Origin of the sequence: Stenotrophomonas humi (assembly GCF_001431415.1) — a bacterium.
Lineage (GTDB): Bacteria > Pseudomonadota > Gammaproteobacteria > Xanthomonadales > Xanthomonadaceae > Stenotrophomonas > Stenotrophomonas humi.
Map to the genome: position 1 here is coordinate 101,917 of NZ_LDJI01000029.1, position 15,282 is coordinate 117,198.

13 protein-coding genes and 1 pseudogene are annotated in these 15,282 nt (G+C 64.2%); 10 read left to right on the forward strand and 4 right to left on the reverse strand.

Features of this window, described 5'->3' with window-relative positions; translation table 11 throughout:
- Window positions 1–88 precede the first annotated feature (88 nt).
- A complete protein-coding gene (locus tag ABB26_RS15660; RefSeq protein WP_057635636.1) occupies window positions 89–1,387 on the reverse strand; it encodes an MFS transporter in 1,299 nt (432 codons plus the stop codon).
- Window positions 1,388–1,607: 220 nt separating this feature from the next.
- Here ABB26_RS15660 and ABB26_RS15665 point away from each other — a divergent pair, with 220 nt between their 5' ends.
- Both ABB26_RS15665 and ABB26_RS15670 read left to right on the forward strand, forming a co-directional pair.
- On the forward strand, window positions 1,608–3,575 hold the full coding sequence (locus ABB26_RS15665; RefSeq protein ID WP_057635637.1) for an oleate hydratase: 1,968 nt from the start codon (window positions 1,608–1,610) through the stop codon (window positions 3,573–3,575).
- A gap of 184 nt (window positions 3,576–3,759) precedes the next feature.
- Window positions 3,760–4,191 (forward strand): PepSY domain-containing protein, encoded by a 432-nt coding sequence (locus ABB26_RS15670; protein WP_245626240.1) that lies wholly within the window; start codon window positions 3,760–3,762, stop codon window positions 4,189–4,191.
- A gap of 123 nt (window positions 4,192–4,314) precedes the next feature.
- Here the strand turns inward: ABB26_RS15670 and ABB26_RS15675 are convergent, their stop codons facing one another.
- Window positions 4,315–5,817, reverse strand: coding sequence for an aldehyde dehydrogenase (locus ABB26_RS15675; protein ID WP_057635639.1), 1,503 nt, complete (start codon window positions 5,815–5,817; stop codon window positions 4,315–4,317).
- Between the two features lie 166 nt (window positions 5,818–5,983).
- Here ABB26_RS15675 and ABB26_RS15680 point away from each other — a divergent pair, with 166 nt between their 5' ends.
- From ABB26_RS15680 to ABB26_RS15715, 8 genes are all read left to right on the forward strand, one after another.
- Window positions 5,984–6,865 carry a hypothetical protein gene (locus ABB26_RS15680; RefSeq protein WP_057635640.1) on the forward strand — a complete coding sequence of 294 codons (882 nt, stop codon included), beginning with the start codon at window positions 5,984–5,986 and terminating at the stop codon, window positions 6,863–6,865.
- A gap of 52 nt (window positions 6,866–6,917) precedes the next feature.
- Complete coding sequence (locus ABB26_RS15685) at window positions 6,918–7,562, forward strand: DUF5671 domain-containing protein (protein WP_057635641.1); 645 nt, start codon at window positions 6,918–6,920, stop codon at window positions 7,560–7,562.
- Window positions 7,559–7,987: a hypothetical protein gene (locus tag ABB26_RS15690; protein WP_057635642.1), complete on the forward strand. Its 429-nt coding sequence runs from the start codon at window positions 7,559–7,561 to the stop codon at window positions 7,985–7,987. Before ABB26_RS15685 ends, ABB26_RS15690 begins: the two co-directional genes overlap by 4 nt.
- Window positions 7,988–7,996: 9 nt before the next feature.
- The gene (locus tag ABB26_RS15695; protein WP_057635643.1) at window positions 7,997–9,277 is read left to right on the forward strand and encodes a DUF445 domain-containing protein; all 1,281 of its coding nucleotides are present in this window, start codon (window positions 7,997–7,999) and stop codon (window positions 9,275–9,277) included.
- A 495-nt stretch (window positions 9,278–9,772) separates the two neighbouring features.
- The gene (locus tag ABB26_RS15700) at window positions 9,773–12,004 is read left to right on the forward strand and encodes a TonB-dependent siderophore receptor (RefSeq protein WP_057635644.1); all 2,232 of its coding nucleotides are present in this window, start codon (window positions 9,773–9,775) and stop codon (window positions 12,002–12,004) included.
- A gap of 113 nt (window positions 12,005–12,117) precedes the next feature.
- Window positions 12,118–12,444 carry a DUF3649 domain-containing protein gene (locus ABB26_RS19470; protein WP_057635645.1) on the forward strand — a complete coding sequence of 109 codons (327 nt, stop codon included), beginning with the start codon at window positions 12,118–12,120 and terminating at the stop codon, window positions 12,442–12,444.
- Window positions 12,441–14,063, forward strand: coding sequence for a PepSY-associated TM helix domain-containing protein (locus tag ABB26_RS15710; protein ID WP_057635661.1), 1,623 nt, complete (start codon window positions 12,441–12,443; stop codon window positions 14,061–14,063). The genes ABB26_RS19470 and ABB26_RS15710 overlap by 4 nt, the downstream gene beginning before the upstream one ends.
- The gene (locus ABB26_RS15715; RefSeq protein WP_057635646.1) at window positions 14,060–14,392 is read left to right on the forward strand and encodes a DUF3325 domain-containing protein; all 333 of its coding nucleotides are present in this window, start codon (window positions 14,060–14,062) and stop codon (window positions 14,390–14,392) included. Before ABB26_RS15710 ends, ABB26_RS15715 begins: the two co-directional genes overlap by 4 nt.
- Before the next feature lie 80 nt (window positions 14,393–14,472).
- On the opposite strand, the gene ABB26_RS15720 is transcribed toward ABB26_RS15715, so the two are convergent.
- The gene (locus ABB26_RS15720; RefSeq protein WP_245626241.1) at window positions 14,473–14,976 is read right to left on the reverse strand and encodes a GNAT family N-acetyltransferase; all 504 of its coding nucleotides are present in this window, start codon (window positions 14,974–14,976) and stop codon (window positions 14,473–14,475) included.
- 62 nt (window positions 14,977–15,038) lie between these two features.
- A pseudogene (locus ABB26_RS15725) lies at window positions 15,039–15,282 on the reverse strand (bifunctional 23S rRNA (guanine(2069)-N(7))-methyltransferase RlmK/23S rRNA (guanine(2445)-N(2))-methyltransferase RlmL); the annotation flags it as partial.

Sequence of the window (15,282 nt, forward strand, 5' to 3'; positions counted from 1 at the left end):
GCTCCCTCGCCGTTCCTGCCTCACCTTGCTGTAGGAACGCCGCAGATCCGCACTGCCTTCATCTTTGTGTGGGATGCAGGGCACCGCGCTACGGCGTTCCTACGGCCCCCCGCTTCTGCCGCTGGCCAATGGCCCACAGCGCCCAGGCGGTGACCAATGCGGTCACGCACAGGTAACCGCCTACCGCGGCGATGCCGAATTTCCCGGCCAACCATGTCGCCGCATAGGGCGCTGGCGCTGCGCCAAGAATCCCGGCCAGGTTGAAGGACAGCGATGAACCGGTATAACGCACCTGCACGGGATACAGGCTGGCCAACATGGTCCCGCACGGGCCGTAGGTCAGGCCCATCAGGAACAGGCCCAGCGACAGGAACAGCAGCACCTGCAACGGATGCCCGGCCTGGAACAACGGCTGGAACAGCAGCCCGAACACGAAGATGCCCGTCGTCGCCCACAGCATCGCCTTCACCGTGCCACGGCGGTCGCCGTACAGCGCCGCCAGCGGGATGCCTGCGGCGAAGAACAGGATTCCAATCATCTGCAGCAGCAGGAAATCCTCGCGCGCATATTTCAGCACCGACGTGCCATGGCCCAGCGTGAACACCGTCATCAGGTAGAACAGCACGAAGGTGGCGAACGCCGCCAACGTGCCCACCAGCACCGCGAAACCATGGTTCGTCAGCACCTCGCGCATCGGCAACCGCACCCGCTTGCCGCTGTCCACCGCTTTCTGGAAATCCGGCGTCTCGTGGATGTTCAAACGTACCCACAACCCGACGATCACCAGCAGCGCACTGGCCACGAACGGCACGCGCCAGCCCCAGGCAAGGAAGCTGGCATCGTCCATCAGCTTGCCCAACAACAGGAACGTACCGGCCGACAGCAGGAAGCCCAGCGGCGCACCCAACTGCGGGAACATGCCATACCAGGCGCGCTTTCCCGGCGGTGCGTTCTCAGTCGCCAGCAGCACCGCCCCGCCCCACTCGCCGCCCAGTCCCAAGCCCTGGCCGAAGCGGCACAGCGCCAGCAGGATCGGCGCCAGCAGCCCGATCTCGGCATGCGTTGGCAACAGGCCGATCGCCACGGTGGACAGCCCCATGGTCAGCAAGGCCGCCACCAGCGTGGCCTTGCGGCCGATGCGGTCCCCGTAATGCCCGAACACCGCCGAGCCCACCGGCCGGGCGATGAACGCCACCGCAAAGGTCGCCAGCGATTGCAGCAACGCCGCTTCGTTGCTGCTCTCGGGAAAGAACAGCTGCGGGAACACCAGCACCGCCGCAGTGGCGTAGATGTAGAAATCAAAGAACTCGATGGTGGTGCCGACCAGGCTGGCAGCCAGCACACGACGCGGAGAGTTCAGCGGGACAGGGGTAGCGGCGGTCGACATGGTTCGGTTTCAGGAAAGCGTTATCGCCAAGTCTGCCATGCAGCTCCCTGCTGCCAACGTCTGGTTGCAGCCGACACCGTTCCGGCCATGACTTCCCCCCGTCCCATAACGCCCATCGCCCACGCTTCACGCCCATGTAACTCGGGCGTCCATCGTGCCCAGTAGGCTCACGGCAGCCACCTTCGTTCGCAGCACTTCCTTTCCCCACAGGAGAATCATGATGACCGAACCCACCCCGCGTTTTGAGCATGAAGCCGATGCCACGCGCCGCTATTGGCACAACGCACCGCTCAACACGCTGCCGCCACCGGATATGGTCGGCAACTACCAGCGATTCAAACCGCTTCCCACCGAAGGAATCGCATCGCGCAAGGCCTGGATCGTCGGCGGTGGCATCGCCGGCATGGCGGCGGCGTTCTACCTGATCCGCGACGGCCACATGCCTGCACAGAACATCACCCTCATTGAAGGGCTGGGCGTTGAAGGCGGCTCGCTGGATGGCTCGGGCAACCCCGAGGACGGCTACCTGGTCCGCGGCGGCCGCGAGATGAACTGGAATTACGACAACCTCTGGGACATGTTCCAGGACGTGCCCGCGCTGGAGCTGCCTGAAGGCTACAGCGTGCTCGACGAATACCGGCTGGTGAACGACGCCGACCCGAACTGGTCCAAGGCGCGCCTGATGCACAAGCAGGGCGAAGTACTGGCGGATTTCACCCGCTTCGGCCTGACCCGGAAGCAGCAATGGGAAGTGGTGAGCCTGCTGCTCAAGCGCAAGGACGAGCTGGACGACCTGACCATCCAGGATCATTTCAGTGAAGGCTTCCTCGCCAGCAACTTCTGGTTCCTGTTCCGCTCGATGTTCGCCTTCGAGAACTGGCACAGCCTGCTGGAAATGAAGCTGTACATGCATCGCTTCCTCGATGCGATCGATGGCTTCGGCGACATGTCGGCGCTGGTGTTCCCCAAGCTCAACCAGTACGACACCTTCGTCACGCCGTTGATCCGCCTGCTGCGCGAAAAAGGCGTGCAGGTGAAATTGGCCACGCAGGTGCTGGACATGGACTTCGACGTGCAGGGCGACCAGCGCACCGTCACGGCCCTGCACACCCGCACCAAGGGGGGTGATGGCCGCATTGAAGTGGACCCACGTGACCTGGTCATCGCCCTCACCGGCTCGATGACCGAAGACACCGCCTATGGCGACATGGACACCGTGCCGGTATTGAAGAAACGCCATGGCGGGCCGGCCGAAGGCAGCAGCTGGGGGCTGTGGCAGAACCTGGCCAGGCACTCGCCGGTGTTCGGCAAGCCGGACAAGTTCTGCGGCGACATCGATCGCTCGATGTGGGAATCGGCCACGCTTACCTGCAAGCCTTCACCGCTGGTGGACAGGCTGCGTGAGCTGTCGGTCAACGAACCCACCTCCGGCCGGACTGCAACCGGAGGCATCATCACCTTCACCGATTCCAACTGGGTGCTCAGCGTCACCATCAACCGGCAGCCGCATTTCCCCGGCCAGCCGAAGGACACGGTGGTGATGTGGGTCTATGCACTGCTGATGGACCAGCCCGGCAACTTCGTCAAGAAGACCATGCCCGAGTGCACCGGCCGCGAGATCGTGGCCGAGCTCTGCTACCACCTCGGCATCGCCGACCAGCTGGACGCGATTGTTCCGCATACCAAGGTGCGCCTGGCGCTGATGCCTTACATCACCGCGCAGTTCATGCCACGCGCCGCCGGTGATCGTCCGCATGTGGTGCCGGCAGGCTGCAGCAATCTCGCGCTGGTCGGTCAGTTCGTGGAAACCGCCAACGATGTGGTGTTCACCATGGAAAGCTCGGTGCGCACCGCCCGTATCGCGGTCTATTCACTATTGAACCTGCCCAAGCAGGTGCCGGACCTGAGCCCTACGCAATACGACATCCGCAACCTGCTCAAGGGCGCACGCGCGCTCAACAGCGGCGAGCCTTTCATCGGCGAAGGGTTGTTGCACAAGCTGCTGGGCGACACGTATTTCGCCCACATCCTGCCGCCGCTGCCAAAAAACGAGGGTGAATCCTCACGTCGCGCACGCCTGGAATCAGAACTGGCGAGCCTTCGCGACAAGGGAGGGCTCGCACTGCAGGGCTTTGCACAGTGGATCGACCGCTTCGCCAGCCAGTTGCGCAAGAACGACAAAGAGTGAATGCGACGTACGCGTACTGAACGTATTTTCAACGCCACGTTCAGTACGCGTGCACTTCGATTAACCGCGGTCGAGCACCGGTCCGTGATGCGCATGACTTTCACGGCAACGATGCTGCGGCGATGGATAGGGTGGACACCCAAGGCAGGTATTGCCTTCCCGCAGAGGAAAGGAGAACACGATGATGCACCGACATGTACGTTCCGGCCTGCTCGCCATGGCCATCACCTTCGCTGCAGCAGGCGCTGCCCAAGCGCAGGACACCATGACCGCTCCGCAGGTGCGTGCGCAGCTGGAAGCCCAGGGCTTCACCAATGTGCATGACGTCAAGTTCGACGGCGGTATGTGGGAGGCCGATGCCACCAGTGCCGACGGCAAGCGCACCGAGCTGCGACTGGACCCGCGTACCGGAACGGTCTATCCCGATACAGCGGTCTCACAGTTGAGCGAGGCCGACATCCGCGCCAAGCTGTCCACCGCCGGCTACAGCAACGTGCATGACGTGAAGTTCGACGACGGCCTATGGAAGGCGGATGCCAAAGCATCCAACGGCCGCAATGTGGAAGTACGGCTGGACCCGATGAGCGGTGACGTGATCGCCGAAAAGCGGGATTGAACAACGACTAGCGATGCAGCAGTACCGGCCGCTCTCCCGAAAACGGAGAGCGGCCGGCTGAAGGGCGGCGCGCTTAAGCTGCCGCAGCCTCCCCGGCCAGCCCGCAGCTGCAGGTCCTTGGCTTCAATCAGCGAGATTGATCCAGGTCGCCTTCATCTCGGTGTACTTGTCGAAAGCATGCAGTGATTTGTCGCGACCATTGCCGGATTGCTTGTAGCCACCGAACGGCGCGCTCATGTCGCCGCCGTCCCACTGATTCACCCAGACGCTGCCGGCGCGCAGGCCACGGGCCACGCGGTGGGCACGCGAGATGTCGCGCGTCCAGACACCCGCGGCCAGACCGTACTCACTGTCGTTGGCCAGTTGCAGCGCCTGTGACTCACCATCGAATGCGATGACCGACAGCACCGGGCCGAAGATTTCCTCGCGCGCGATGCGCTGCTGTGGTGACACCTCATCGAATACGGTCGGCTCGATGTAACAGCCACCGGCTACCACTTCGGCACGCTTGCCTCCGAGCAACAGACGCGCGCCTTCAGCGGTTCCTTCTTCGATGTAAGCCAGCACGCGCGCGGCCTGTGCTTCGTCGACCAGGGCGCCCATCGGCGCGTCAGGCTCGAACGGATGCCGGGGCTGCATATGGCGGCCGTGCTCGATGACCCTCGCGACGAACTCGTCCTTGATCGAGCGCTCCACCAGCAACCGTGAAGCAGCGGTACAGACTTCGCCCTGGTTGTAGAAGATGCCACTGGCGGCCGCCTCGGCGGCCTTGTCCAGATTGGGCGCATCAGCGAACACAAGGTTCGGGCTCTTGCCGCCACATTCCATGTAGGCACGTTTCATGTTGGACAGGCCGGCACATTGCAGCAAGCGCTTGCCCACCGCGGTGGAGCCGGTGAACACCAGCCCATCCACGTCCATGTGCAGCGCCAGCGGCTCGCCGGCGCCCTTGCCATTGCCTGGCACCACGTTGAACACGCCTTCGGGCAGGCCGGCTTCGGCCACCAGTTCGGCAAAACGCAACGCGCTCAGGGGCGACTTCTCCGAAGGCTTGAGCACCACCGAATTGCCGGCTGCCAAGGCCGGAGCGATCTTCCATGCCGCCATCAGCAGCGGGAAATTCCACGGCACGATGGCGCCGACCACGCCCAACGGCTCGCGCGTGATCAAGCCAAGCTCGTTGCTGCCGGTCGGTGCCACCTCGCCGTAAAGCTTGTCCACCGCCTCGGCGGTCCACTGGATGCAGCGGATCACCCCGGCGATATCGACATTGCGCGCCTCGCCCACGGGCTTGCCCATGTCCAGCGTTTCCAGCAGCGCCAGCTCATCGGCATGCTGCTCCACCAGCGCGGCCAGCCGCAGCAGCACATGCTTGCGACGGGAGGGCTTCAGGTTCGACCAATGGCCGCTCTGGAAGCTGCGCCGCGCAGCGGCCACCGCGTGATCGATGTCCAACTGGCCGCAGTCGGCCACCTGTGCCAGCACGCGGCCATCGATCGGGCTGACGCAATCAAAGGTCGCACCGGAGACCGCATCCACGTGGCGGCCATCAATGAATGCGCGGGTTCGCAGCGTCAGGCTGGCGGCCAGCGTCTGCCATTGTTCGCGGAGGTGGGGAGTGCTCATGACCGGATCCTGTTATGCGGCAAGGCGGTTGCGCCGCAGGCCTGCATGGTACGCCGCCGGATGTACACAACCGGTATGAATCCGGCCCGCTTCCTGAGCGGACGGCATTGGCCGCGCATGGCCCTGGGTCACTACAATGCCGACCCACGTTTCAACCGGCAGCCGCATGGACATCATCGTCAACCAAGAACTCAAGGCCTACATCGACCCGCTCACGCAGGACGAACACGACGCACTGGAACGCAGCCTGCTGGCCGAGGGCTGCCGCGATGCGCTGGTGCTCTGGGGCGATGTGCTGATTGACGGCCACAACCGCTACGGCATCTGCACCAAGCACAACATTCCGTTCAACACCGTGCAGAACACCCGTTTCCAGTCGATGGACGACGTGCATCTATGGATGATCGAGCAGCACCTGGGCCGCCGCAGCGTGTCCGACTTCCAGCGCGGTGTGCTGGCGCTGCGCAAGCGGGCAATCGTCGAGGCGCGCCACCGTGCCGAGCAGGAGCAGCTGCGCCGCGAGAGCGAAGGTGAGACCGCCCTGGCCAATGGCGAAGCCGACGGTGATTCGCCACCATGGGACCCGGCACCCAAGCTGTCCAGGGCCGACCTGGCACGCGAGGCCAAGCTCAGTGCCAGCCAGGTGAATCTGATCGAGAAGATCAGCGCCCATGCCGCGCAGGAAGTCATTGAAGCGGTGAAGGCCGGCGAGATCTCGCTCAGCGCCGCCGCCGTGGTCGCCAGCCTGCCCGAAGAAGAGCAGCGCGCTGCCGCGCAAGGCGGCAAGAGCGAGCTGAAGGAAGCGGCCAAGCGTGTCCGCGAATCGCGCCGCAAGCCCAAGCCGGCCAAGGAGTTCGAGTTCGAGGACGAAGATTCGGCCGCAGCGGCGGGCGATAGCGCTGCGGTTCATCCGGAAGTGGAAGCCCTGCGTCAGCGCGTGGCCTCACTCACCGCCGAGAACCAGGCCCTGCGCATGGAGCTGGATGCACTGCGCGCGCGCCTGCTGCCCGCAGCATCGGCCGAGTTCAGCGAAACCGCGGACGCTTGATCGCCCCACGCCCACGCCCTACCCTGCGGCCACGCCCTGCAAGGAATGAGCGATGGCCTCAGCGTCCCCGGAACTGGAACTCTTCGTCCGCGAAGCATTGATGCGCGGCCACAGCCGCCAACAGGTCAACCAGGCCCTGTTGGCGGCCGGATGGAGTGACCAGCAGATACGCGGCGTGCTCGACGGCTGGGCGCAGGTGGATTTCGCCTTGCCGGTGCCGCGCCCGCGCGCCTCGCTTTCCGCACGCGAAGCCTTTCTCTATCTGGTGCTGTTCAGCACGCTGTACTTCTTCACCTGGAACCTGGGCAGCCTGTTGTTCCAGCTGATCGAGTACGCCCTGCCTGATCCGGCCGATGCGGATTGGCAACTGGTGCGCCTCGGTGGCGGCATCCGTTGGGCGATCTCGGCGCTGCTGATCGCCTTCCCCGTTTTCGTCTTCGTCGCCCGCAATGTCAGCCGCGACGTGGAGCGCAATCCAATCAAACGCTTGTCACCGGTACGCCGATGGCTGACTTACCTGACCCTGTTCGTAGCTGCCACCGTGCTGATCGGCGATCTCACCGCGCTGGTCTTCAACCTGCTCGGCGGTGATCTGAGCCTGCGTTTCGTGCTCAAGGTGCTGGTGGTGGGTGCCATTGCGGGAACGGTGTTCGGTTACTACCTGTGGGACCTGCGCCAGGAAGAGGTGGAAGCATGAGCCGCACCGCCTGGGGTACCCGCGTGTTGTGGGCCACCGGCATCGTCACCGCGCTGGCGGTGGCCGCTGGCGTCTGGGTGATTGATTCCCCCTCGCAACAACGGCTCAAGCGCATGGACGACGCACGCGTGTCGGACCTGCGCACGCTGGAAATCGCCGCCCGCAACTACTGGCGAGAAAACGACACGCTGCCGCCGAACATCGGCACGCTGATATCGCAGCCGGGCATGGAGCTGACGTGGAAAGACCCGGCCGGCGGCCCGGACTATCGCTACCGGCCGCTGGATGCCACGCACTACGAGCTCTGCGCCCAATTCGCCACCGACAGTGCTGACGGACAGCGCCGTGGCCTTGTCAACGAATGGGCGCACCCAGCCGGTAACCACTGCTTCCGTCGCGCGATCAGCGAAAAGGACAACGAGTAGTACGTGGACATGCAGGACGACCCACGCCGCGCGCAGCTGCGCCGCCTGAAGCTGTACGCACTGGCGATGCTGCTGGCCATGCTGGTGGGCTTCATTGTCAGCCACCTCAACGGCGAGCGTGGCGTCTGGGCCTGGGTTGGCGCGTTCTGCGAGGCCGCCACGGTTGGCGCGCTGGCCGACTGGTTCGCGGTGGTTGCCTTGTTCCGGCGACCGCTGAACCTGCCGATCCCGCATACCGCGATCATCCCCCGCAACAAGGAACGCATCGCCGACAGCCTGGCGGTGTTCGTACGCGACCACTTCCTGGAACCGGACGCACTGCTGGCCAAGCTCAAGGTGTTCGACCCTGCTGCCCGCCTGGGGCAATGGCTGGCACAACCCGAGCAGGCACATATGCTCGCCGGGCTGGCGCGTGGCTGGGCAGTGCAGGCTCTGGATCTGCTCGATGAAGCGGCCGTGCGCCGCGCCATCCAGGGTTTTGTGGTCGAACAGCTGCGGCAGTGGAATGCCGCGGCAACCGCAGGCGAGTTGCTGGGCCTGCTCACCGCCGACAACCGGCATCAACGCGTGCTCGACGAAGGTCTCAAGCGGGTTGCCGGCTGGCTCGACAAGGACAGCGTGCGCCAGCATGCCTCGGCCTTGATCGTGCGCTACATCCGCAAGGAATGGCCCAAGCTCGCCAGCACCGTGGATTGGGTCAAGCCCATCGATGAAATCGGCGACACCCTGGCCGATCGTCTGGCACGCGCCGGGCTGGAAGAACTGCAGGCCGTATTGTCCGAACCCGAACATCCGTTGCGCCAGGACTACGCACGCTGGCTCGGCGACTACATGCAACGCCTGCGTCACGACCCGGCACTGGCGACGAAGGTCGACACGCTCAAGCAGCAGGTCATCGACCACCCCGCCGTGCAGGACTACGTCCAGGGTCTGTGGCAGCGCGTGCACGACTATCTGCGCGACGATCTCTCCAACGAGAACTCGGCACTCGCCGGTCACCTTGAACGCAGCCTCGGCAAGCTGGGAGCAGCCATCGGCAGCGACCCGGCACTGCGCGAGGCACTCAACCAGCACATGCTGGCCGGCGCGGAGAAGCTCACCAACCGCCTGCGCAGCGGCGTCACCACGCATATCGCGCAGACGGTGAAAGCCTGGGATGAGCGGAAGCTGGTCGAACAGTTGGAGCTGAGTGTCGGCCGCGACCTGCAGTACATCCGCTTCAACGGCACCTTGGTGGGTGGCCTGATCGGCCTGCTGCTGCACGCGATCACCGGTTGGCTGCACTTCTGAAAGCCGTGGCTCAGCCCTCGCCGCGCCGGCAACCTGTTCTCCCGAGCGCCGCCCAAATGCATATGGGTTGAAGCCACACACGCAATTGCAGAGGCAAAGCCTTTCTGCCCTTCGCAGAAAGGAAGTGCTCGGTAAAGAGCAGCATTGCGGCAACTGTCGATTGCGGATGCAGCTGCATCCGCAACCACTCATGCTTGCCTGCACAGAAGTTCAATGTGGCGGCATGCCAATTTAGCTTGCCCTCACAAATAAGAATGGTTATCGTTACGAACTAGGCCGTACGCCCAGCCTCTCGCGACAGGGATGCAACGCATCCCCCGCACAGCCCCGTGTACCCCCACAAAAGAATCTTGCCGCGCGACGCCCAAGGCGATCGCGTCGTGCATGCGGGCAGCACGCGGGAACTCCTACCCGGCAGCGCACACGCTTGGCGTGTGGCGAAGCCGTGGGCACTCCTCTGTTGGCCGCTCCCTTTTCGCCACTCAGGAAACGCCCATGCTTCGTCCAAGTGCCACCTCCCCGCTATCGCTTTCGCTGCTGTCCATCGCGCTGGCAGTCGCCCTTGCCAGCCAAGCCGCCACCGCCCACGCGGAAGCCGCGCCGGCCAACGCCACCACGCTGGATACAGTGAAGGTGGTTGCCGATGGCGACCTCCCCAACTCGTACACCGTCAAGCAGGCGCGTACCGCGACCAAGCTGGATCTGTCGCTGCGTCACACCCCGCAATCGGTCACCGTGCTCACCCGCCAACGTCTGGATGACATGGGCCTGTATGCGATGTCCGACGTCATGGGCCAGGTGACCGGCGTGCATGTCGCGGTCACCGACAGCGAGCGCATCAACTACGTTTCACGGGGCTACAACATCAGCAACTTCCAGGTTGATGGCATGCTCAACACCTTCGGTGGCTATATCAAGACCAACACCGACAGTGTCATCTATGACCGCATCGAAGTAGTGCGCGGTGCCACCGGCCTGACCACCGGCGCGGGCGATCCATCAGGCACCGTCAACTACGTGCGCAAGCGTCCGACCGACGAATTTGCAATGAGCGCCAACCTGGTGCTTGGCCGCTGGGGCAACCAGCGCCTGGAAGCGGACATCGGCGGACCGATCGCGCTGGATGGCCGCGTTCGTGCCCGCGTTGTCGCCGCCAAGCAGCAGAGCGACTCCTTCCGCGATGTGTATCGTTTGGACAAAGATGTCTTCTACGGCATCGTCCAGGCCGATCTGACCGATAGCACCCTGCTCGAAGCCGGCTACGAGTATCAGTCGCCGGAAACCTCCGGCGTCACCTGGGGTGTGGTCCCGTACTGGGGGGCCGATGGCAAACCGGCCAACCTGCCGCGTTCAACCAATCTCTCGGCGCGCTGGAGTCAGTGGCCGATCGTGGAGAAGACCGCATTCGCTCGCCTTGAGCAGAGCCTGGGCCACGACTGGGCGATCAAGGCCAGTTACACACGCGCCAAGCGCGATACCGAAGGTGAGGTCTGGTACGGCGCATCGGGTTACCCCAACGCCGATGGCACCGGCGTGCAGGCTTTCATTGGCGCTTTCGGCGAACGCAGCGACATGCAGGTGTTCGACCTCAACGCCGGCGGTCCGTTCAAACTGTTCGGTCGCGAACACGAGGTGGTGGTAGGCATCGGCCAGTCAGTGCGCAAGGGTGAAGTCCCAGGTTCGGATTTCGACTACGCAGATGGCTACGAAAAAGTGCCGGATTGGCGCAACTGGACCGGCGACATCGCGCCGCTGCCGGTCAATCGTTATGACTGGCTGTCGTCGGAGGACGAACTGAAGCAGCGCGCCGCGTATGTCGCCGCACGCCTGCAGTTGGCCGACCCACTGATGGCCGTGCTGGGCGCGCGCTACGGCAGCTGGGAAACCCGTAATTGGAGCTACAACCGCGACACCACCGGCAAGCTGCTGGGCACCACGCGCGGCGGCTACAAGCCCGATGACTCGCTGACGCCCTACGCCGGCCTGATCTACGATTTCAACAAGCACTTCAGCGCCTACGCAAGCTACACCGACATCTTCCAGCCACAGAATTACCGCGACAAGAACAACAGCTACCTGGAGCCGGTGGTCGGCGACATGTGGGAAGCCGGCATCAAGGCCGAACTGTTCGATGGCCGCATGAATGCATCGGCTGCCGTGTTCAAGGGTGAAAAGGACAACGTTGCCGAAATCGACGACTCCGTGCCGGAAGGCTCCCTGCCGGACGGCACCAGTGCCTACCGCTCCACCGGCAAGGGCAACGAGGTCAAGGGCTGGGAACTGGAAGCCCAAGGCAGCATCAGCGAGCACTGGAACCTGTCCGCCGGTTACGCCCACACCGTCATCCGCAATCAGCAAGGCGTGCGCCAGAACACCACCACGCCGGTGAACACCTTCCGCCTCAACACCGGCTGGCGCCCGGGTGGTGCATGGAGCCGACTGTCGTTGGGCGGCGGCGTGACCTGGCAGAGCGAGATCTGGCGCATGAGCAACCGGCCTGCAGATGACTTCCTGACCAGCGGCAAGACCTACAAATCACGCATTACCCAGGACGCGGTGGTGCTGGTCAACGCCTTCGCCGGCTACCAGTTCAACGACAACTTCTCCGCGCAGTTGAACATCAACAACCTGCTCGACAAGAAGTACTACAGCAACGTCGGCTTCTACGACGGCGTGAACTGGGGTGAGCCGCGCAATGTGCGGCTGAGCCTGCGCTGGAAGCTGTAATCCCCTCCAGGGAGACCATTGCCATGTGCAGTGGCGGCCAGGGACGGCCGGCTTTTCCCGCGCCACCGGCATCTGCCGGTGGCGCCCGTATTGATTCGACTTTGCAGGTTCCCGTGGACAGCACGCCTCTCGCCAGCTCCTGGTACTCCCGCTTCGGCGGTTTCCTCACACGCCCGTGGTTGGGCGTCCTGTCGCGCACGCTGGCCGCCATCCTCGGCGGCTACGCACTCGCCGCGACCTGCGCGACGTTCTTCGCCGTCGCCCTACCCATCGCCCGCAGCCAGGCGGTGCTGACCGGCATGCTGGTCGCCATCGTGCTGTGCGCCTGCGCGGCATTGTGGGCGTTTGCTACCCGCACCGCGTTGCGCGCATGGGTCGGCATCCTGATTCCCACCGCGCTGCTCTGGCTGGGCACCCTATGGCTGGGAGCAATGGCATGAAAAATGGATTCCGCCAATCCATGGCATGGCTGCATACCTGGACCGGCCTGCTGGTCGGCTGGCTGCTGTTGCTGATTTTCATGGCCGGCACCGCCAGCTATTACCGCGAGGAAATCAGCCGCTGGATGCGCCCGGAGCTGCCGCGCAGCACCGTGAGTGCCGACGATGCCGCCGCCCGAGCCATCACCTTCCTGCAGCACAAGGCACCGCTGGCCGAAAGCTGGAACGTCACCCTGCCCGATACCCGCAACCCGGCGATGCGCATGTTCTGGCGCAACCCCGAATCGATGGTCAAGCCACCGGTCGAAGGCGAGAAGCGACGCCGTCGCGGTGGCGGTCGTTTCGGCGACGCCACCGTTGATCCGAATACCGGCCAGGAAGTGACCGCACGCGAAACCCGAGGTGGTGACTTCTTCTACCGCCTGCATTTCGACCTGCACTACATCCCGGTGGTGTGGGCGCGCTATCTGGTCGGCTTCTGCGCGATGTTCATGCTGGTGGCGATCATCACCGGCGTCATCACCCACAAGAAGATCTTCAAGGACTTCTTCACCTTCCGTCCGCAGAAAGGCCTGCGCTCATGGCTGGATTTCCACAATGTCAGCGCGGTGATGGCGCTGCCCTACCACGCCATGATCACCTACACCGGCATCGTCACCCTGATGTTCATGTATCTACCGTGGGGCGTGAGCACCGCCTACCCGAAGGACGAGGATGCGTTCTTCAGTGAAGCCTTTGCACGCATGGCCGACATCGAATCACCGGGGCAAGGTACGGCAATCGCGCTGCCGATCCAGCAGTTGATGGACAGCGCGCGCAGGCAATGGAACGGCGCCGAAGTCGCCGGCTTCACGCTGTACCGACCCGGCGCAGCCAATGCGGTCATCGATATCCAGCAGCGCGACGGCAAGCGCCTGTCAGTGGATACCCCCTCGCTGCGATTCAATGCAGTCAGCGGCGAGCTGATCGAGGCCAGCCCAAGCGCGGGCGGCGCCACCGCCACCCGTGGCGTGATGTACGGGCTGCACCTGGCGCGCTTCGCCGATTGGGGGCTGCGTGCGTTGTTCTTCCTGTCCGGATTGATCGGCTGCCTGATGGTGGCCAGCGGCGTGGTGCTGTGGGCGGTGAAGGAGCGCCCCAAGCATGCCAAGTCCGGCAAGACCGGTTTCGGTCTGCGCCTGGTCGATGCCTTGAACATCGGCGCCGTCGCCGGCCTGCCGATTGCCTTTGCCGCCTACTTCTGGGGCAACCGGCTGTTGCCGACCGGGTTGGCCGAACGCAGTGACGCCGAGATCAACGTGTTCTTCTACGCGTGGGCGGCGTCGCTGCTGGCAGCCTTCATCTGGCCAAAACGGTTGATGTGGGCCTGGCAGTTGTACGTGGGCGCGGCGATGTTCGCGCTGATACCGGTGATCAACGCAATGACCACACACGCACATCTCGGCGTGACCCTGCTGCAGGGCGACTGGGTGCTGGCCGGCTTCGATCTGGTGATGATCGCCTTCGCTGCGGTGTTGGGGTACTGCGGTCTACGCATGCAGCGCTGGCAGCCTGCACTGAGTGCGGCCGAGAAAAAACGTCGCCAACAAGCGGCGGTCGCGACGGAGGCATCGGCATGATGCTGCTTTCAATCGCGCTGTCGTACTCGGGCTTCACCGCGTTGTCGCTGGCCATGGACAAGCACCAGCAGGACCTGCACGGCAAGGCCCAGGCCAGCCCCGCACGCATGCGCGTGTGGCGTTGGCTGGGCTGGATCCTGCTGACCGCCGCGTTCGGCCTGTGCGTGCGGAACCACGGTTGGGCGCTGGGGCCGGTGCTGTGGCTGGGTGCACTGACCGCCGCAGGATTGCTGATCGCCTTTGGGCTCTATCCGTACCGGCCGCGCTGGATCGTGCCGCTGGCATGGCTGTTGCCGATCGCCGGGGTCGCAGCAGCCCTGCTGCCATAGTGGTGGCCTACACCGCAGGCCGTGTCGTTTCGGCCTGGCAGACCTGCCCTCTCCCCGCGCGGGGGAGGGAGATGCACGCACTATGCGGGAGCCAGCGAAAACATGTGCGCGGGCACCGCCAGGTCATTGATCATCAATCGATTACGCGCTATCCCCTCGCGTAGCGCGCCTGACTTCAGTGCCACCTTCTCGCTGGCGGTATTGCCTACCGCCACCACGATCTCGACGCGCTGCAACCCTTCGCTGGCGAACGCGTGCGCGGCAAGCGCGCGCACGCAGCGTGATGCAATACCCTGCCCTTGTCGCGATTGACGCACCCAGTAGCCCAGGTTGCAGAAACGATGGTCGCGGCGGATTTCGTTCAGCCCAGCACCGCCCAGAAAAATACCGGTGTCCTGGCTGAATATCCCGAACTCCAGTGCGGTTGCGGCGGCGCGCTGGGCACGGCAGGCAGCGAACCATTCCAGCGCCTGCGCCGCGCTGTAGTCATGCGACGCCCACGGCATCCATCGGCTGATGCTTTCGACCGACTCACGCACCGCTTCCACGAACACGGGGGCATCACCGTCCTCGAGGGGCCGCAACAGCAGACCCTCAAACACAATGGCCGACGATTTCCTGTCAGCTCCCGCGGCGATCACCGCTTTCATCCCAGGCGCCGCAATTCCCACGCACGGTGGATGCGGGCATTGCGCTCGAAATCCGGGCCGATGGTCTGCGCGGAAATTTCCTGGCAGTTGGCAAAGGCCGCAACCGCGCTTTCGTCCAGCTTGAAGCGGCGGAAGTTGTTGGAGAAATACAGCACGCCGTCGGACGTCAGGCGATCCACCGCTGCGTTCAACAGGCGCACATGCTCACGCTGGATGTCGAAATCCTCCGCGCGCGCGGAG

Coding starts and splice junctions, on each gene's coding strand:
- ABB26_RS15715 (WP_057635646.1), top strand. CDS start 14,060: ATGATGCTGCTTTCAATCGCGCTGTCGTACTCGGGCTTCACCGCGTTG.
- ABB26_RS15710 (WP_057635661.1), top strand. CDS start 12,441: ATGAAAAATGGATTCCGCCAATCCATGGCATGGCTGCATACCTGGACC.
- ABB26_RS15670 (WP_245626240.1), top strand. CDS start 3,760: ATGCACCGACATGTACGTTCCGGCCTGCTCGCCATGGCCATCACCTTC.
- ABB26_RS15680 (WP_057635640.1), top strand. CDS start 5,984: ATGGACATCATCGTCAACCAAGAACTCAAGGCCTACATCGACCCGCTC.
- ABB26_RS15685 (WP_057635641.1), top strand. CDS start 6,918: ATGGCCTCAGCGTCCCCGGAACTGGAACTCTTCGTCCGCGAAGCATTG.
- ABB26_RS15700 (WP_057635644.1), top strand. CDS start 9,773: ATGCTTCGTCCAAGTGCCACCTCCCCGCTATCGCTTTCGCTGCTGTCC.
- ABB26_RS15665 (WP_057635637.1), top strand. CDS start 1,608: ATGACCGAACCCACCCCGCGTTTTGAGCATGAAGCCGATGCCACGCGC.
- ABB26_RS15675 (WP_057635639.1), bottom strand. CDS start 5,817: ATGAGCACTCCCCACCTCCGCGAACAATGGCAGACGCTGGCCGCCAGC.
- ABB26_RS15660 (WP_057635636.1), bottom strand. CDS start 1,387: ATGTCGACCGCCGCTACCCCTGTCCCGCTGAACTCTCCGCGTCGTGTG.
- ABB26_RS15690 (WP_057635642.1), top strand. CDS start 7,559: ATGAGCCGCACCGCCTGGGGTACCCGCGTGTTGTGGGCCACCGGCATC.
- ABB26_RS15695 (WP_057635643.1), top strand. CDS start 7,997: ATGCAGGACGACCCACGCCGCGCGCAGCTGCGCCGCCTGAAGCTGTAC.